At 64.0% G+C, this 16586-nt stretch carries 17 protein-coding genes; 10 read left to right on the top strand and 7 right to left on the bottom strand.

Features of this window, described 5'->3' with window-relative positions; translation table 11 throughout:
- The first annotated feature begins 63 nt into the window (after window positions 1–63).
- Window positions 64–372 carry a GCG_CRPN prefix-to-repeats domain-containing protein gene (locus tag FHT75_RS03510; RefSeq protein ID WP_018485640.1) on the top strand — a complete coding sequence of 103 codons (309 nt, stop codon included), beginning with the start codon at window positions 64–66 and terminating at the stop codon, window positions 370–372.
- A 218-nt stretch (window positions 373–590) separates the two neighbouring features.
- Here FHT75_RS03510 and FHT75_RS03515 read toward each other — a convergent pair whose 3' ends face one another.
- On the bottom strand, window positions 591–815 hold the full coding sequence (locus tag FHT75_RS03515) for a hypothetical protein (RefSeq protein WP_047610691.1): 225 nt from the start codon (window positions 813–815) through the stop codon (window positions 591–593).
- 217 nt (window positions 816–1032) lie between these two features.
- Here FHT75_RS03515 and FHT75_RS03520 point away from each other — a divergent pair, with 217 nt between their 5' ends.
- The 3 genes from FHT75_RS03520 to FHT75_RS03530 all read left to right on the top strand — a co-directional run bounded on the left by FHT75_RS03520 (window position 1033) and on the right by FHT75_RS03530 (window position 4144).
- The gene (locus tag FHT75_RS03520; RefSeq protein WP_047610688.1) at window positions 1033–2151 is read left to right on the top strand and encodes an adenylate/guanylate cyclase domain-containing protein; all 1119 of its coding nucleotides are present in this window, start codon (window positions 1033–1035) and stop codon (window positions 2149–2151) included.
- A 71-nt stretch (window positions 2152–2222) separates the two neighbouring features.
- Window positions 2223–2867, top strand: coding sequence for a winged helix-turn-helix domain-containing protein (locus FHT75_RS03525; RefSeq protein ID WP_063473342.1), 645 nt, complete (start codon window positions 2223–2225; stop codon window positions 2865–2867).
- Window positions 2864–4144, top strand: a complete 1281-nt coding sequence (locus FHT75_RS03530; RefSeq protein ID WP_097594227.1) for an MFS transporter — start codon at window positions 2864–2866, stop codon at window positions 4142–4144. Before FHT75_RS03525 ends, FHT75_RS03530 begins: the two co-directional genes overlap by 4 nt.
- Here FHT75_RS03530 and FHT75_RS03535 read toward each other — a convergent pair.
- Both FHT75_RS03535 and FHT75_RS03540 read right to left on the bottom strand, forming a co-directional pair.
- Entirely contained in the window at window positions 4131–5057 is a 927-nt protein-coding gene (locus FHT75_RS03535; RefSeq protein ID WP_063473340.1) for a LysR family transcriptional regulator, read from the bottom strand. The genes FHT75_RS03530 and FHT75_RS03535 overlap by 14 nt on opposite strands.
- Window positions 5058–5355: 298 nt before the next feature.
- A complete protein-coding gene (locus FHT75_RS03540; RefSeq protein WP_063473339.1) occupies window positions 5356–6279 on the bottom strand; it encodes a phytanoyl-CoA dioxygenase family protein in 924 nt (307 codons plus the stop codon).
- A gap of 97 nt (window positions 6280–6376) precedes the next feature.
- Between FHT75_RS03540 and FHT75_RS03545 the strand changes: the two genes are divergently transcribed.
- Window positions 6377–7204 (top strand): helix-turn-helix transcriptional regulator, encoded by an 828-nt coding sequence (locus FHT75_RS03545; protein WP_047610678.1) that lies wholly within the window; start codon window positions 6377–6379, stop codon window positions 7202–7204.
- Between the two features lie 3 nt (window positions 7205–7207).
- On the opposite strand, the gene FHT75_RS03550 is transcribed toward FHT75_RS03545, so the two are convergent.
- Together FHT75_RS03550 and FHT75_RS03555 are read right to left on the bottom strand one after the other, a co-directional pair.
- Window positions 7208–8230 carry an LLM class flavin-dependent oxidoreductase gene (locus FHT75_RS03550; protein ID WP_063473338.1) on the bottom strand — a complete coding sequence of 341 codons (1023 nt, stop codon included), beginning with the start codon at window positions 8228–8230 and terminating at the stop codon, window positions 7208–7210.
- A gap of 233 nt (window positions 8231–8463) precedes the next feature.
- Window positions 8464–8613 (bottom strand): hypothetical protein, encoded by a 150-nt coding sequence (locus FHT75_RS03555; RefSeq protein WP_245294514.1) that lies wholly within the window; start codon window positions 8611–8613, stop codon window positions 8464–8466.
- Window positions 8614–8747: 134 nt separating this feature from the next.
- Between FHT75_RS03555 and FHT75_RS03560 the strand changes: the two genes are divergently transcribed.
- From FHT75_RS03560 to FHT75_RS03570, 3 genes are all read left to right on the top strand, one after another.
- Complete coding sequence (locus tag FHT75_RS03560) at window positions 8748–9617, top strand: FecR domain-containing protein (RefSeq protein ID WP_245294513.1); 870 nt, start codon at window positions 8748–8750, stop codon at window positions 9615–9617.
- 39 nt (window positions 9618–9656) lie between these two features.
- Complete coding sequence (locus FHT75_RS03565; RefSeq protein ID WP_063473336.1) at window positions 9657–12437, top strand: EAL domain-containing protein; 2781 nt, start codon at window positions 9657–9659, stop codon at window positions 12435–12437.
- Window positions 12438–12570: 133 nt separating this feature from the next.
- Window positions 12571–13212, top strand: coding sequence for a metallophosphoesterase family protein (locus tag FHT75_RS03570; RefSeq protein WP_063473335.1), 642 nt, complete (start codon window positions 12571–12573; stop codon window positions 13210–13212).
- A 168-nt stretch (window positions 13213–13380) separates the two neighbouring features.
- On the opposite strand, the gene FHT75_RS03575 is transcribed toward FHT75_RS03570, so the two are convergent.
- Both FHT75_RS03575 and FHT75_RS03580 read right to left on the bottom strand, forming a co-directional pair.
- The gene (locus FHT75_RS03575) at window positions 13381–13722 is read right to left on the bottom strand and encodes a hypothetical protein (RefSeq protein ID WP_063473334.1); all 342 of its coding nucleotides are present in this window, start codon (window positions 13720–13722) and stop codon (window positions 13381–13383) included.
- Between the two features lie 5 nt (window positions 13723–13727).
- Window positions 13728–14525, bottom strand: a complete 798-nt coding sequence (locus FHT75_RS03580) for a DUF899 domain-containing protein (protein ID WP_063473333.1) — start codon at window positions 14523–14525, stop codon at window positions 13728–13730.
- 117 nt (window positions 14526–14642) lie between these two features.
- Here FHT75_RS03580 and FHT75_RS03585 point away from each other — a divergent pair, with 117 nt between their 5' ends.
- Window positions 14643–15863 (top strand): helix-turn-helix domain-containing protein, encoded by a 1221-nt coding sequence (locus tag FHT75_RS03585; RefSeq protein WP_097622366.1) that lies wholly within the window; start codon window positions 14643–14645, stop codon window positions 15861–15863.
- A gap of 45 nt (window positions 15864–15908) precedes the next feature.
- Window positions 15909–16541, top strand: a complete 633-nt coding sequence (locus FHT75_RS03590) for a PQQ-binding-like beta-propeller repeat protein (protein ID WP_028758212.1) — start codon at window positions 15909–15911, stop codon at window positions 16539–16541.
- Window positions 16542–16586: the final 45 nt, after the last annotated feature.

Genomic DNA, 16586 nt, shown 5'->3' on the forward strand with positions numbered 1-16586 from the left:
TTCATCTCCAGTTCAATTTGGCGCTCCTAAAGTGATTGCGGCTGGATTGAAATGGAGTTCTCGATGAAGGCACTTTCTATCGCGGCTGCCTTGCTTGCCGGCAGCCTCTCTATCGGTACAGCTGAGGCGATGCCGATTGGAACAATCAATGTGCAGAGCAATGTGACGAAGGTCGACTATGCCTGCGGTCGCGGCTGGCACCTGACCCGCTGGGGCGAATGCCGGCGAAACTGGCGCCGCCCGCCGCCGGTCGCTTTCTACGGTGGTCCGCCCCGCTGGGGCTGGGAGCGGCGTCACCGGGATTGGGATGGCCCGCGCTGGCGCCATGAGAGGCGCTGGGATCGCGACCGTCGTTGGCGGGATGATGACTAAACGTCTCGCTTAAAGCGCGTCGCGTCAAACCGGAATCATGCGACGCGCTTTAAGTCTTTGATTTATGCATGTCGTTGTCCCAAAACCGCTGCGCACTTTTGGGCGACATGCATGAGATCGAGATGGACGAAGGCCGGAGCGATTTTCGCCCGGCCTTTTCTGATGAAACGGCTTCGCCGACGCTGACAGGCAGCGTTCTCTGCATTTGTCCGATATGGTCAAATACTGCTGACGAGCCAGTACTTGCCGTCGATCAGTTCTTCAAGCTCGACAGGATCCTTGACGCCGAATTCGAACCATTCGACGAGTTCCTTCGCCTTACGGCTGCTCTCCTCCGCCGTCAGCTCGACCTGATATCTTTCGCACCATCGCCGGAGGATCGACGTCAGCAGCGTCATGTCATCCCCATCCAGCGGATCTTTCGGCCAGAATATCGTGCCCATCGTACCCCTCAATCACACGATGACGAACGATCCTATAATGGAATCAAAGTCGCGCAAGTTTAAAGTGTTTATTTTTTGTTTTCCACCGCGCTGGACGGTTTTCGACAGGCGATGCCGACGCCTTTTACAGGCGTCGGACTGGGTCGCTGAAAAACGTCTCCACGATCACCCCGGCGATATCCTTGCGGACGTCCACGTCGGCATGCGATGTTGAGCGATGGATCTGCCGTCTCCCCTTGCCTGGCTGGTTGACGAGGCCGGGGCCTCGCCTGGTCCCGAACGGTTTCTGGCCGAGCTCGGGCGACGGTTGCTGGCCGATGGCCTGCCGCTTTCCGGCGGGGCGCTGACGCTTTCGGTGCCGCATCCGATCATCGCGCGGCGCACCTGGCTGTGGCGGGCCGAGACCGGCGCCGTCATCGAGGCATTGGCCTTCGCCGCGGCCCCGCAAAGTGAGGCCGGGCGCGAGTGGCTCGCCGGGTTGGGGCCGGTATGGGAGGCAAGGATCGGGCCGCCGCGGGACAAACAGGCATCGGACAGCCCGCTACTCGGCTGGGCAGGGATTGCCGACGGGGCAGGGGGCGGTGCATTCGCTCCGGCCGAAGCCAGCCTGCTCTGCGAGGTCGCGCGTTTTGCCGCAGCGCCGCTCGCCGCTTTGGCGGCGCGGGAGGCGCGGGCCGCGCTGCTCGAAGCCTATCTCGGCCGGCGCAGTGCCGCCCGGGTGCAGGCCGGCGCGCTTGCCCGCGGCACCGGCGAGACCATCCGCGCGGCGCTTCTCTGCGCCGATCTGCGCGACTTCACCGCGCTCTCCGAGGTAACCGAACCTCACGTGATGATATCAGCGCTGGATGCCTGGTTCGACCGCGTCGCCGGCGCAGTGCATGCCTTCGGCGGCGAGGTGCTGAAGTTCATCGGCGACGGCGTGCTGGCGATCTTTCCGGTCACTGTTGCGTCGGGCGAAGGCGATGCAGCCCAAGGGGATCGCGAAGCCTGCGAGGCCGCCCTTCGCGCGGTCGCCGCCAGCCGGGCGGGCATGGCCCATCTCGACCAACTGCGGCAGGCGCAGGGGCTGGCGCCGCTGCCCTTCGGCGCGGCGCTGCATTTCGGCGAGATCCTGTGGGGCAATATCGGCGCGGCCGACCGGCTGGACTTCACCGCCATCGGCCCCGCCGTCAATCTGGTCAGTCGATTGGAGGGGCTGTGCAAGCCGCTCGGCCGAAGCGTGCTGATCTCGGGTGCCGTGGCAGCGAATACGACGACCGCGCTGATGCCGCTGGGAGAGCATACCTTGCGGGGCATTGCCGACCCTTGTGCGGTGTTCACGCTGCCGACGGATTGAGCCACGCGCAAGGCATCTATTATTGCAAAGAAAGCTTTGCAAAGATGTCTTTGCAATAGTAGGCTTCGCGCATGAAAAAACCGCGCCCACAGCCTGTTCAATCCGTCACCGCACCGCGCACCGTCAGTCGCGTCGTGCCGGATCCGACCGCCTTGAAGGCGCTGGCGCATCCGGTTCGGCTGCGCATGCTCGGCATGCTGCGGATCGACGGGCCTGCCACGGCGACACAGCTTGCAGCGCGGCTTGGGCTGAACAGCGGCGCGACCAGCTATCACCTGCGCCAGCTCGCCCAATACGGCTTCATCGAGGAAGCGCCGCATGCTTCGCGGCGCGACCGCTGGTGGCGCGCCAGCCACGAACTCACCTCGGTGCCGGCAAGCGAGGCCGAGGGCGAAGCGCTTGACCTCGACCTCGCCTTCAACCAGGCGGTACTCTCCCTGCAGGTCGGCCAGATGCAGCAGGCGCTGGAGGAGTATGCCGAACTGCCGGCGGAATGGCGCAAGGCGAGCGCTGCCAACGACGTCATCATCCCGATGACGGCGGAACAGGCCGAGGTCCTGACCAGGCAGCTGACCGACATCATCCTCGAAGCAATGCGGGTGGCTCCGCCTTTGGGCGAGGCGACCGCTCCGGGCATGGTGCCTTTCTCGATCATGCTACACGCCTTTCCCTATCCGGGCCGGCTCCCGCATAGCGAGGAGGATGGCGGGTCATGAGAAGGGGTGGGCCTTTCCTGGCGCTTGCCGCCGCCGAGACGCTTTCGCTGTCCGGCACACGGCTGTCGACCATCGCCATTCCCTGGCTGGTGCTGGTCGCTACGGGCAACCCGATTCTAACGGGGCTGACGGCGATGATGGAAATGCTGCCCTATGTCGCTGCCAAGGCGCTCAGTGGGCCGCTGATCGACCGCGTCGGCGCGAAGCGCATCGCTGTCGTCTGCGACGCCGCCTCGGTGGCCGTGGTGATGCTGGTGCCGCTGCTCGACCGGCTCGGGCTGCTTGGTATGCCGGTACTGCTACCGATCGTTTTTGCCATGGGTGTGCTACGCGGTCCGTCCGATGCCGCCAAGCAGGCGATGGTGCCCGATATCGCCGAATTGGCGGCCGTGCCGCTTGAGCGGGTGACCGGTGTCGTTGGCGCCATCGAGCGGCTGGCCTCGACAGTGGGTGCGGCCGGTGCCGGTGCGGTGATCAGCCTGATCGGCCCGGGCCAGGCGCTGGTCGTCAATGCCGTCACCTTCGCCGCCGCCGCGCTGATTGTGGGGGTAGGCATCCCCGGGCTGAAAAGCATGCCCAGGCTGCAATGCATGCCCGGGCTGCAATGCATGCCCGCGCCGCGCGGCGCGCCCGAGGCTCGGCCGGGCGGAATGTCCTCCTATCTCGGCGATCTCAGGGAAGGCTGGTGCTTTCTGCGCGGCGATGCGGTGCTCGTCAGCATCGTCATCATGGTGGCGACCACCAATCTGCTGGACCAGGCCTATGGGGCGGTGCTGCTGCCCGTCTGGACGCAGAGTTCGGGCCATGGCCCGGAATTGCTGGGGGCGATGTTTGCGGCCTTCACCGGCGCTTCGATCGCCGGCGCGGCGATTGCCGCTGCGATCGGCGAGCGGATGCCGCGCCTGATGATCTATACGGTGGCCTTCCTGCTGACCGGATTTCCGCGTTTTCTCGTTCTTGCGCTGGACGCGCCGCTCCCCATTATTTTTCTCACTTTGGCAATCGCTGGATTTGCCTCGGGCTTCCTCAATCCGATCCTGTCGGCGGTGATCTTCGAGCGCATCCCCAAGCCGCTGATCGGCCGCGTCACCGCAATGAACGCCGCCCTTTGCTTTGCCCTCATCCCGTTCGGCGGCCTCTTCGGCGGCGCCCTGATCAGCATGATCGGCCTTGCCGCAGCGCTCTCGCTCACCGGGTTCGCCTATCTCGCCGCAACCCTCTTTCCTCTGGCGCTGAAAAGTTTCCGCGGCTTCGACAAGCCTCTCACCGAGAGCTAGCGTCATGGTCGCGTACCTGGCCCCCAAGCTCCTCGACCATCAGATCGATGAAGCGGCGGACACGCGGTTCCAGCAGGCGTTTGTCGGGATAGAGCGTAACGATTTTTGCGTCGTCGGTTTCGAGGTCGGGCAGGATCTGCCGGAGGCGACCGGCGGTAAGATCGTCGGCGACGAGAAAATCGGGAAGCAGCGCGATGCCCAGCCCCGCGAGCGCGGCGTCGCGGATCGCCTCTCCGCTGTCGAGCCTCAGGCGACTGCGGCCCTGCGCCTTGACCCAGGAGCCGCCTTCGCCGCGAAAGCGCCAGCCCTGCCTTTGATGGCGGCTGGCGAAGATCAGGCAATCGTGGGCCGCGAGGTCGTCGATATTGCGCGGTTCCCCGCGCTCAGTCAGGTAGGATGGCGACGCGCAGAGCCGCGCCTTATAGGTGGCGATCACACGCGAGACCAGGCGGGTATCCGACGCCGTCGCGTCGATCCGGATCGCCAGATCGGAGCCTTCTTCGACGATGTCGGCCGGGCGATCGGTGAAGCTCACTTCGACCTGGATGTCGGGCCAGGCCCGAAGATATTTTTCAAGCAGGGGCAGCACGACGAGCCGCCCCAGGGTATCGGGAACGGTGAGCCTGAGAACGCCTTGCGGCGTGCCGCTCTGCCCCGCCACGCTCGCCTCCGCCTCGTCGACCGATGCGAGGATCTGCAGCCCGCGCTGGTAAAACATCCGGCCTTCATCGGTCAGGCCCAGCGTTCTCGTCGTACGGTTGAGCAGGCGCGCGCCAAGCCGGTCTTCCAGGCGGATGACGGCCTTTCCTGCCGCCGAACGGGAGAGGCCCATGGCCTGGCCGCCGGCGATAAAGCTTCCGGCATCGACGACTGCCATGAAGATCAGGATATCGTTCAGGTTCGTACGTGGCATCAGGGCACTCGAGCGGTTCGGCTACAGCATACCTCGGTCAGTCATGCGACAGATTCAAGGTTCGCAGCATCAACGTCCGACGCGGCAGTAAGGTCCGGGCGCTTCGCTTCTGTGTCGACGTCCGTTCGTCAATCAACCTGCCATAGCGGCCATCACACCGGATTGCCGGTCAACAACGGCCGCCGCGACCACGCTGACGGGCGTTTTTGGCCTCGCCTTTCCGCAGCAGCGCCGTCGCCTATACCGGATGATGCGCCGGCAGAGCCGGGGCTGTGCCCAATGAGGCCGTCGAACCGCGCTACAGCATGTCGCCGAGACTCCAATGGTTGTTCCATCGGACGTCGATCTCGTCGTCGACATTCTGATATCTTATGTCGGTGGAGAGGCGCAGCCGTCGGCTGCAGTCCTGGTTGGTGGTCGAGGCATGGATCATGTAGGGCGAGTGGAGCACCACATCACCGGCCTCATAATCGGCGGCGAGCCAGCGAGTATCGAAGCGCTCCGCCATATCAGGGAGATCCTTCGAGACCCAGCCGCCTTCGGCCATGTGGCGGTTATAGGCGCTGATCCGCTCTTCCGGAGAAAGATCGCCGCTTGCGGCCTGGAACTCGGCCTCCATCCTGACACCAACCGCGTGCGAGCGCTCGAGGTAGACCAGCCCCCCCATCTCGGCGGGGATATCGCCGATCGGAATCCAGGCCGTCACCAGGCGTCTGGTGCCGCCGCGGAGATAGACGAGATCATAGTGAGCCGGTGTGGCCGTTGGCGATCCCGGCTGAACGAAACGCATGATCTTGCGCTTGTGCAGATAAGAGATGCCCTGCAGGAAATCGTCCATGAAACGGGCAAGCGGCGGCTGCGCGCAGAAGCCTTCATAGGCGGCAGAGCGGACCAGCGACATCAAGCGCCGGTCCGCCAGGCTCCTGTCGAAGCCGGCGGCAGACGCGATGCCCAGCGAAAAATCGCTGCCGGGCTCGACCAGCCCGGTTTCGGCAAGGCGTTCGAAGACCCAGCGGCGAAAATCGAGAACATCGGTCCGCGGCAGAAGGCGTTTCAGCCAGACATAACCATCGTCCTGGTAGCGGCGGCGGATGGCGTCGACGCCGATGGCGGGATCGGTCGGCGCGAGCCAGCCCGTCCGCTCCGCAGGCAAGGTCTTGCCGTGGGCGGCAAGGGGAAATTCCGGCTTTCGGGCTTGCATCGTTTTGGCGGTAATTGACATTTCAGCCTTCCATCGCTTGAGTTGGCTCGCCATTCGTTAGCTGATCTGTTGGGACAACCGACATAGAGGAAAATCATAGCTGGACTTTTCGCTCACCATGAAAGACGTCGAGGCCATCTATCGGTCACCGCTCGGCGCGGCCGGCGGACTTGCGGTCACCGGCAGTGGCCGGCAGCATGCCCATCATGCGGTGAGGGATCGGAAACTGCCGAGTTTCGCCGTCGTGCTGGTGGAGCGCGGGCAGGGCTGGCTGGAAACCGCCGCCAGCGGCCGCTTGAGCTTGGCGGGACCGGCCCTCTTCTGGCTGTTTCCCAACCGCGCCCATTCCTATGGCCCCGATGAAGCAGGCTGGGACGAGCGCTGGGCGCTTTTCGAAGGGTCCTTCACGCGGGACTTCGTGCGGCTGAGGCTCATCGCCGAGCGGCACCCGGTCGTCGCCTTGCATCATCTCGATGACGTCGCGCGGCTCTTCGCCAAGCTTCATACCGATCTGCTTGACGATACCAACCTCGGACAGGCGTCGGCGGCAGTGATGCTGCATCGCATCGTCATCTCAGCCGCCAGACAGGCGGCAAGTGTCGCGGGCGATCGACGACAGGAAAGGCCCGACATGGCCGCAATCGTGGAAACGCTGCGGCAGCGAGCGATGCAGCCGTTGGATCTCGCTGCCTTCGCCGCCGAGCACGGCATCTCGCCGGCCACCCTGCGCCGGCGGTTCACGCTCGAGACGGGGCTGCCTCCCAAGGCATTTCAGCTTCGGGCGCGCATGGATCACGCCAAACAGCTACTGGCAACTACCGACGAGAAGATCGAAACGGTTGCTGCCATGATCGGCCTGGATGACCCGTTTTATTTTTCGCGTGTCTTTCACGAACGCGAGGGCTGCAGTCCTCGTGAATTCCGCACGAGATACAGGCGGGTTTGAACGTCAGCGCCAGCCGAGCGCCGGGGCAACATGGGTGAGGATCGCTTCGATGACATGGGTGTTGTAGGCGACGCCGAGCTGGTTGGGGACGGTCAGCAGCAGCGTGTCGGCTTCGGCGATTGCCTCGTCCTCGGCGAGCTGCTTGATCAGGGCGTCAGGCTCGGCAGCATAGCTGCGGCCGAAGATCGCCCGGGTCTTCTCGTCGATGAAGCCGATCTTGTCACCCTCGTCGTTGCCGTAGCCGAAATAGGCGCGGTCGCGGTCATCGACCAGCGCGAAGATGCTGCGGCTGACCGAGACGCGCGGCTGGCGTGTGTGGCCGGCTTCTTTCCAGGCCGCGCGATAGGCGCGGATCTGGTCGGCCTGCTGGACGTGGAACGGCTCTCCCGTTTCGTCGTCCTTCAGCGTCGAGCTCTGCAGGTTCATGCCGAGCTTGGCTGCCCAGACGGCAGTGGCGTTGGAACTCGCGCCCCACCAGATGCGTTCGCGCAGGCCCTCGGAATGCGGCTCGAGGCGCAGCTGGCCGGGCGGGTTCGGAAACATCGGCCGCGGATTCGGTTTGGCAAAACCTTCGCCGCGCAGCACTTCGAGGAAGACTTCGGCATGGTGCCGGGCCATGTCGGCCTCGCTCTGGCCTTCCGGCGGGGCATAGCCGAAATGGCGCCAGCCATCGATCACCTGCTCGGGCGAACCGCGGCTGATGCCGAGCTGCAGACGGCCGCCGGCAATGAGGTCGGCCGCACCGGCATCTTCGGCCATATAGAGCGGGTTCTCGTAGCGCATGTCGATGACGGCGGTGCCAATCTCGATCCGGTTGGTTCTGGCGCCGACGGCCGATAGCAGCGGGAAGGGCGCGGCCAGCTGGCGGGCGAAATGATGCACGCGAAAATACGCCCCGTCCGCCCCGAGCTCTTCGGCCGCTACGGCAAGATCGATCGACTGCAGCAGCGCGTCGCCTGCCGAGCGCGTCTGCGATTGGGGCGAGGGCGTCCAGTGCCCGAACGAGAGGAAACCGATCTTCTTCATGCCGCCTTTTCCGTTGCATCTCATGGTGGATGGGTCATGGCATAGTTTCGGGCCGGAAGACAATCGGAAGCGGGGGGATGTGGCGTATCACTTATCCGGCATTTGACGCGCTATCTTCCGCTATCTCTGGAGAGTGTCGCGTGCCCTTTCCTCCGTCATTCCTGTGGCGAGCACAGGAATGGGGGAGAGGAGATGCTCGTGTGCTAAAATTTCCATTGAATCTCCACAGGCTTTCACACCGCGCCGACATCCTCCAGCTGCGTGTGCACGGCGTTGAACACCTGCGATGGCACGCGCAGGCTGGCATCGTCTTGATAGAGCGCCCGCACTTCGCCGGCAAAGGTCGGGAATCGCCGGATTCGCGAGAGTTTTTCTGGAATCATTCAAATGAAATTAAGGAGATAGTGGTTTTATCAGTTGGTATTTGGGAGATTATATGTTTCGCGCTTTTTCGTTTTTTCTGGTGCTTTTCTTTTTTTCGATAGTGTCCGCGAATGCCGCTGAGGGTGACTGGCAAGTGGCCAAGGCCAGCCAGCAGGTGAATTTCACCGTCGACAAGCGGAACTGGGTAGCGGTTCGAGCGGGAGACATCATCCCCAACACCGCCTGGATCGCGACCGGGCCGAGGGGACGCGTTCAGCTGGTGCGCGGCGTCGAAAGCATTTCGTTTCAACCCAACACCGTCGCCGGCATCTTCACATCGGGCTTTGGCGAGAGGAAGACGGAGGTCGTCGAGCAGGCGGGTGTGCTCGATCTGGAGATCGAGAAACGCAGCAAGCCGCATACAACAGTCCAGACGCCTTTCCTGGCGGCCGTTGTGAAGGGGACGAATTTCCGCGTTTCCGTCTCGAAATCCGCGGCTGAGGTTACGGTCAACCGCGGCCTGGTGCAGGTGACATCGTTTGCGAGCGGTCAAAGGGCGAATGTCGGGCCGGGGCAGGGCGCATCCGTCGACGGTGTGAAAGGGATGACGGTTTCCGGCGACGTTTCGACGCCTGTGGTGACCGCGGTCTCCCCGTCGGTGGCGCGAGTGCCTGCCGTCGGCGCGACGACCCTCAACGGGCAGGCGGAGACAGAGAGTTCGAAGGCATCTGGCGCATCTTCATCCGTTTCCAATAGCGCCGGCTCTGGCGACCGAGATAGCGCTTCCCACTCCTTCGGCAATGAAGGCCGCAATGGCAATCGCTACGGCGCCGATAATGGCTCCAGCAATGGCAATGAGAATGCAGCCGGCAACGATGACGGCCAAGGAAACGCTGTCGGGAATGACAGCGACAACGGCGACAACAATGGAATCGGGAGCGGCAAGGATAAGGACAAGAAAGATAAGAAAGACAAAAGCGACAAAAAGGACAAGAACAAAGGCAAGGGAAACGATGACGACTGAAGTTTCCCCGTCGGCCGGTGTGAGAGGTTTCCATCGTTGATGAAGGGCGGTCGTGGCTTTCGGCTGTCGCGCTTGCGCCCAGTCAGGCTGTTATTCATCCTGATGATGATCGGCCTGCCGCTCTCGGGGCAAGTCCTGCCCTTTGTGAATTATCTCGACAATGCCCTGGTGAGCTGGCGCTTCAGCGCGGCACCACGGGCGGCGTCCGGAAATATTGTTTATGTCGCGATCGATAAGCGCAGCATCGATGCGGTCGGCACCTGGCCGTGGCCCCGCAGCCTCTATGCCGAGCTCATTGACAAGCTGATTGCGGTAGGCGCAGGCGACATCTTTATCGACGTCGATTTCAGCACGCCGTCGAACTCTGCCGAGGATGACCGGCTGGCCAAGGCTCTGACTGAAGCCGGAGGCGGCGTGATCCTGCCGGTCTTCAAGCAATATCTCGGCGCCGAGGCCGGATCGCAGACGGTGGTGACGCGGCCGATTCCGGATCTCGCCGACAATGCCTGGCTTTCCCTCGCCAATGTCGGCCTCGACGGCGACGGCACGGTCAGGCGGTTCGCACTTGGCGATACTCTCGACAATCAGCCGACGCAAAGCGTTGCCGCAGTGCTGGCGAAATTCGACAGGGCGGCAGGCTCCTATCCGATCGACTATTCGATCGCCCCGGCGAGCGTCCCGACATTCTCGCTGTCGGATGTTCTTGCCGGGAAGGTCGGCAGGCCCGATCTGGAAGGGCGTTCGGTGGTTGTCGGCGCCTATGCGACCGAGCTGAAGGATATCTTCCCCGTCCCGGTCTATGGCGCACTGCCCGGCGCAATGCTGCATATTCTCGCTTCCGAAACGATCCTGCAGAAGCGGCTGCTCGAGGACATCGACCAGATGCCGCTGGAGCTTCTCTTTGCCGCAGCCATTATTGCGCTCGCCCTTGGCATGCGCAGCCGGTCCGCAGCCCATGCCGTCGCGTTTGCTCTTGCCATTGCCGCCGCCGGTGAAGTGACGGCCTTCTTTCTCCAGAAGGATCACGCTCTCATCCTTCACACGGTGCGGCCGTGGATCATTCTTCTTGCCGGTCTCGTGCTGTTGTTGAACGAGAAGGTCGATTTCGGCCGGTTTCTGGTCGAGCTTGCCAAGGCCGAGCAGCGCAACACGCGCCGGCTGCTCGAGAGGATCGTGGCTGACAGCGCCGACGCCGTCATCGCCTTCGACGATCAGTTCCGCATTCTGAACGAAAGCGCCTCGGCTGCGGCGATGCTGGCTTTGGAGCCACAGGCGGACAGGCGCAGAACGCTTGATGCGATGATCCCGCCCCCTCTCGTTCATCGCATCATCAAGCTTGCTTCGGATTATATGGCGCAGCCGGGCACGATCCACGCCTGCAACGCGCGTTTTTCGCTTCAAACCGAGAGAGGGACAAAGCATCTCGAGGCAGCGATCACCATTTCGCCTGTCGAACGGCCTGGCGAATCCGGCATCGTCGCCGCGAAATCCTTCATCGGCAGCCTGATCGTCAGGGACATGACGGCCCGCCGGCGGTACGAAGACAAACTTCAGCGCCTGTCCGAATTCGACGAGTTGACCGGTCTGATGAACAGGCGCGAATTCCGCCGTCGCCTCGATCGGCTCGAGGGTGAATGCCATGTGATCGCGCTGGGGCTACACCGTTTCTCCGTCCTGAATACGGCGATGGGACGGGATGTCGGGGATGAGCTTTTGAGGGCCGTCGCCGTGCGGATGGAGGCGGAGGGTGCAATCAGCCTCGTCGGGCGGTTGGGGGGCGATGTCTTCACGGCCGTCATCCCGGCGTCCGAGGAGTGCGGTCAGGAGCGGTGCGCGCAGCTCATCCTTGATCTTTTCAGAGAGCCGTTCGCGCTTGGCGGTTCGATGATCCATGTCGCCGCCCGGCTCGGGATCTGCACCAGCGAGGCGCGCAACGGTGACGCCGACATTTGGATTCAGAATGCCGAGATTGCGCTCGACGACGCCAAGCGGGTGGCTGGCAGCGGATGGCGCGCTCATGATCCGGTGACCGCCCTGCGGCAGCATCAATCGCGATTGCTCGAGCGGCAGATGCGCGCTGCTCTCGATCGTCGCGAATTCTTCCTGTTGTATCAGCCGCAGGTGGACCTCAAGACGGGCAAACTGGTCGGTGCTGAGGCCCTTTTGCGGTGGAAGCATCCGGAGTTCGGGCTGGTTTCGCCGGCAGATTTCATTCCGGTCGCCGAAGCCAGCGGTTTCATCTGCGATCTCGGCTGCTGGGCGCTTGCCGAAGCATGCCGGGCGGCGACCGAATGGCCGGATCGACTCAATCTCGCCGTCAACGTATCGCCGATCCAGTTTTCCCGGCCGGAGCTGGTTGCAGAGGTCAAGGCTGCATTGGCGACAAGCGGCCTGGCGGCCTCGCGCCTGCATCTCGAAATTACCGAATCCGCCTTTGTCGACGGCAGCGAGCAGATCATGTCGGTCATCTCGGAGCTCAGAGCGCTCGGCATTGCCGTCGCGCTCGACGATTTCGGAACCGGCTATTCGTCGCTGAGCTATATGGCCGGCTTTCCCCTCGACAAGCTCAAGATCGACCAGTCCTTCGTCAGGAAGATCGCGGACGATCCCAAGATCCTGGCGATCGTCGCGACGGTCGGCTCGCTTGCCCACGGGCTGGGGCTCAAGGTCGTGGCAGAGGGGATAGAGACCGAGACGGAATGGCAGATGCTGGCGCAGATGGGCTGTGAGGAGGGCCAGGGCTACTTCTTCGGTAAGCCGCAATCGTCCGCCGCTCTGATGACGCTTTCGCGCCAGCCGGGCTGGACGCGTGCTGCATGACCGATCTCGCCGGCCGCTTTCTTCAAGCGGAAGCAGAAGGAATTGCGGTAAGCGGCTGAGAGGGAGTCGGATTTTCTGTCGGCATCGGTGGTGCGGACTTCACCTGGCTCTCGACAGGCGTTAAGAATGCGACATGCGCTACACATTCGCCATAGGCGATATCCATGGCTGCATCGATCCGCTGAACAGGATGATCGATCGGGTCGAAACCTATGCGCCTGAAGGGACAGTCGTCTTCCTTGGCGACTATATCGATCGCGGGTTTGACAGCAAAAACGTCCTCGACCGCATCATTGCCGGCACGGCCGACCCATGGCGATGGATATGCCTGAAAGGCAATCATGAGGACATGATGGTCGCTGCCTATGCCGACAGCGGCAGCCGAGCCGTATGGCTCGGCAATGGCGGGCTCGAGACCGAAATATCCTATGGCGGCAGAGTTCCGCCCCAGCATCTGCAATGGGCGGCTGATCGTCCGCTCATGCATGTCGACCGGCATCGCATCTTCGTCCATGCCGGCGTCGATCCGGCGTTTCCGCTGGAACGGCAGAGCGAGGACGATCTTCTGTGGTTGCGGTTCCCTCCCGGTGAATCCAGCGACTATTGGGGCAAGCACCTGGTCCACGGCCATACGCCGTCACTGTCCAACCCGGTGACGACAGGAAACCGCACCAACATCGACAGCGGCTGTGTCTTCGGCGGCAAGCTTTCCTGCGCGGTCTTCGACGACGAGGTTGCCGGCGGGCCGATCGACTTTATCGAGGTGAGGGCATGAACTTGGGCGCGTCGGTAAGGGTGTAAAGCTGGAGACGGCGGAATGGGAGCCGCGCGGAGCGAGGAAGCCTTTCGCTCCGCCGCGCTCCGTCAGCAGAAGTTTGACGAGGGCGCTACCCCATCTCTCTTTTCCCAGCGGCGAGAAGAGAGATGGGGTGCGGCAGAATCCTCACTTCCGGCCCTGCCGGCCGGCGAAGAGCCGCAGCCAGGGCGCTAGATGGAAACCGCCCATCAGCAGGTACATCGGCACCATTCCCCCGATCGGGAAGGCATCAGGCGTTGTCATACACATCATGTCGGTGCTGCCGGTTGCTGCCGTCAGCAGCGCCATGATCGCGAATGTTGGGGCGGCGGCGAATGCCAGCCAGTCGGCGGCGTGGGCGGCGAGCCGGCCGCCGGCGCTAGCCACACTGCTGCTCGGCTTATCAGTTGATCCGACTGCGGCGGCGGCCAGCGAGAGCCATTCGGCGTTGCCGTCGCCTCTCTCCGGGGTGGGGGTGGAAAGCAGCATCGCAGTCACTCCTTGCCGTAGCGGTCGTGATGGCGCCACCAGATGCCGGTTTCGTTGCGGCCCTTGGGCGCGCGGTCGAGCCATTGGTACATGCCCCAGAGCCCATCCAGCCCGCGGGCATAGCTGGAATAGCTGTGGTAGACCGTGCCATCGATGAGTTCGAAGGCGCTGACACCCGGCCGGTCGCGGGTGTAGGTCGCGACATCGGTGCCGGTCATGGCGGCAATCTGCGCGACCGGGCCCTCGCTGCCGGGCGACTGCCATTCTTGCACGGTCTTGCCGGCGAGCGGTTCGGGAGCGGGGAACTCGCGGCGGTAGTTGTATTCTATGCCGCCCTGGTGCTGCTGCTCGGCAGAGAACCAGACGCTGAAATCGCCGTTGAAATCGCTGCCGAAGGAGGAGGCCCAGGGAAAACTCCAGTCCATGCGTTGCTTGAAGGCCTGAAGTTTGGGCAGTCGCGCACGCGAAACCGCCCAGAAGGCGAGGTCGTGGTTTTCGAGGTGGACGAAGAAGCCGTTGAAACCGTCGGCGATCGAGGAGCAGGAGGGGCATCCCGCGCTATAATCGGGCCCGAACATGAAGTGATAGACGAGAAGCTGCGAGCGGCCGCCGAAGAGGTCCTTCAGTGAGACGTTGCCGTCGTCCGTATCGAAGCGGTATTCCTTATCGATTCTCACACGCGGCAATTGCTGGCGCTTGAGCGCCAGCGCGTCGCTTTGCCGGGTCAGCGCCTTTTCCTCTTCGAGCAGGTCGAGCCTTGCCGCCAGCCATTGCTGCCGTGTTGCGTTCAGCTCTGTCGTCATGGGTCTTCTCCTTTGCCTGTCTGTCGTCGTAGCATCCGGCGCGGATTGGTTGCCGGGTCCAGAGCAGATTACGGCCGGGCGGAAGGAGGCGGGAGTGACAAGTGTGACGGGATTTGAATGGACTCGCTGATCACAGCCGCGGCGCAGGCGCTGGCATCGGGCGATGCGCTCGGCGCACTGAAGCGGGTGGCGCTGCGTGACGACGCGCCGGCGCTGGCGTTGCGCGGCATCGCGATGGCGCAGCTCGGCGATCTCGTCCGCGCCAAGGCGCTGCTGAAGAGTGCTGCGCGCGCCTTCGGCCCGCGCGAGGCGGTGGCGCGGGCGCGTTGCGTGGTTGCCGAGGCCGAGATCGCGCTCGTCTCGCGTGATCTTCTCTGGCCGCCGAAGGCGCTGGAAGCGGCGCGCAAAGTGCTGGAAGCGCATGGCGACAGGGTCAATGCCGCGCATGCGGGCAATGTCGCCATTCGCAGGCTGGTGTTGATCGGGCGTCTCGACGAGGCCGAACGCGCGCTTGCAGCACTCGATCCGACGCCGCTGCCGCCGGCTCTGCGGACTGCCCACGAGCTGGTGGCCGCCGGCATCGCCGTCCGGCGCCTGCAGACGCAGGCGGCGCGTGCGGCGCTCGCCCGGGCAAGGGTTGCGGCGCGCGCGGCCGATATTCAGGCTTTGACGGCGGAGGTCGAAACTGCGGCCCTCGTGCTCGACACGCCAGCGGCGCGGCTGATGTCGCGCGGCCAGGAGCGCTTGCTGCTGCTCGGCGAGGTGGAAGCGCTGCTCGGTTCGGGCACGCTCGTCGTCGATGCCTGCCGCCATGTGGTGTGGAATGCGGGCGCCGCCGTCTCGCTGGCGACGCGGCCGGTGCTGTTTGCGCTTGCCCGTACGCTGGCCGAAGCCTGGCCGGGCGATGTGACACGGGGAGCGCTCATCGCGCGCGCCTTCCGCGGCAAACACGCCGATGAATCGCATCGCGCCAGGCTGCGGGTCGAGATTGGCCGGCTGCGGGCCGAACTGCGAGGACTGGCGGAGGTGTCAGCGACGAAGCGCGGCTTTGCGCTTTCGCCGCGTGGCGCCCGGGATATCGCGGTGCTGGCGCCGCTCGTCGAAGGTCAGCATGGGGCAGTGCTCGCATTCCTCTCCGATGGCGAGGCGTGGTCGAGCTCGGCCTTGGCGATCGCGCTCGCCGCCAGCCCCCGCACCGTGCAGCGGGCGCTGGATTCCCTTGCGGGCGAAGGCAAGGTGCAATCGCTGGGGCGCGGGCGGGCGCGGCGCTGGATGAGCCCGCCGCTGCCGGGTTTCCCGACGATCTTGTTACTCCCCGGACCGCTGCCCAGCGATTAGTGTGGGCTGACTGATTGTGATGCCCGAACCATAGGGATGGAAGAGATGAAGAAATCGGCTGCGAATATCCTGCGTGAATATGGACCTTTTCCCGGCGCTGAGCGCGTCAATGGCGTCACCTTCGACGGCGAGCACGTCTGGTTTGCCTCGGGCGACCGCCTGAACGCGCTCGATCCCGAAAGCGGCGAGGTGGTGCGCTCGATCGAGGTTGCATCCCATGCCGGGACGGCCTTCGACGGCGAGTTCCTCTATCAGATCGCCGAGGATGTCATTCACAAGATCGAGCCGAAGACTGGCCGTATCCTCGCCACCATCCCGGCGCCTGGCAATGGCGGCGATTCCGGCCTTGCCTGGGCCGAGGGCACGCTCTGGGTCGGCCAGCATCGCGGCCGCAGGATCCACCAGATCGATCCCGAGACCGGCAAGATCCTCCGCACCATCGAATCCAACCGCGTCGTGACAGGCGTCACCTGGGTCGACGGCCAGCTCTGGCACGGCACCTGGGAGGGCGACGACAGCGACGTCAGGCGCATCGACCCGGAAACGGGAGAGGTGCTGGAACGGCTCGACATGCCCGAAGGCACCGGCGTCTCCGGCCTCGAATCCGACGGTGCCGACCGCTTCTTCTGTGGCGGAGGCGGCAGTGGCAAGATCCGCGCGGTGCGCCGGCCGGCGTGAAGCCCGGAAGAATTTCGGTCGAGTGAGCGATTGATTTCGTCATGG

This window comes from Rhizobium sp. BK112 (assembly GCF_014193215.1).
Lineage (GTDB): Bacteria > Pseudomonadota > Alphaproteobacteria > Rhizobiales > Rhizobiaceae > Rhizobium > Rhizobium anhuiense.

Bases quoted from the DNA above. Each gene is read 5' to 3' on its own strand.
- FHT75_RS03535 (WP_063473340.1), bottom strand. From the start codon at position 5,057: ATGCCACGTACGAACCTGAACGATATCCTGATCTTCATGGCAGTCGTC.
- FHT75_RS03585 (WP_097622366.1), top strand. From the start codon at position 14,643: ATGGACTCGCTGATCACAGCCGCGGCGCAGGCGCTGGCATCGGGCGAT.
- FHT75_RS03565 (WP_063473336.1), top strand. From the start codon at position 9,657: ATGAAGGGCGGTCGTGGCTTTCGGCTGTCGCGCTTGCGCCCAGTCAGG.
- FHT75_RS03575 (WP_063473334.1), bottom strand. From the start codon at position 13,722: ATGCTGCTTTCCACCCCCACCCCGGAGAGAGGCGACGGCAACGCCGAA.
- FHT75_RS03580 (WP_063473333.1), bottom strand. From the start codon at position 14,525: ATGACGACAGAGCTGAACGCAACACGGCAGCAATGGCTGGCGGCAAGG.
- FHT75_RS03525 (WP_063473342.1), top strand. From the start codon at position 2,223: ATGAAAAAACCGCGCCCACAGCCTGTTCAATCCGTCACCGCACCGCGC.
- FHT75_RS03530 (WP_097594227.1), top strand. From the start codon at position 2,864: ATGAGAAGGGGTGGGCCTTTCCTGGCGCTTGCCGCCGCCGAGACGCTT.
- FHT75_RS03550 (WP_063473338.1), bottom strand. From the start codon at position 8,230: ATGAAGAAGATCGGTTTCCTCTCGTTCGGGCACTGGACGCCCTCGCCC.
- FHT75_RS03555 (WP_245294514.1), bottom strand. From the start codon at position 8,613: ATGATTCCAGAAAAACTCTCGCGAATCCGGCGATTCCCGACCTTTGCC.
- FHT75_RS03570 (WP_063473335.1), top strand. From the start codon at position 12,571: ATGCGCTACACATTCGCCATAGGCGATATCCATGGCTGCATCGATCCG.
- FHT75_RS03545 (WP_047610678.1), top strand. From the start codon at position 6,377: ATGAAAGACGTCGAGGCCATCTATCGGTCACCGCTCGGCGCGGCCGGC.
- FHT75_RS03520 (WP_047610688.1), top strand. From the start codon at position 1,033: ATGGATCTGCCGTCTCCCCTTGCCTGGCTGGTTGACGAGGCCGGGGCC.
- FHT75_RS03515 (WP_047610691.1), bottom strand. From the start codon at position 815: ATGGGCACGATATTCTGGCCGAAAGATCCGCTGGATGGGGATGACATG.
- FHT75_RS03540 (WP_063473339.1), bottom strand. From the start codon at position 6,279: ATGTCAATTACCGCCAAAACGATGCAAGCCCGAAAGCCGGAATTTCCC.
- FHT75_RS03590 (WP_028758212.1), top strand. From the start codon at position 15,909: ATGAAGAAATCGGCTGCGAATATCCTGCGTGAATATGGACCTTTTCCC.
- FHT75_RS03510 (WP_018485640.1), top strand. From the start codon at position 64: ATGAAGGCACTTTCTATCGCGGCTGCCTTGCTTGCCGGCAGCCTCTCT.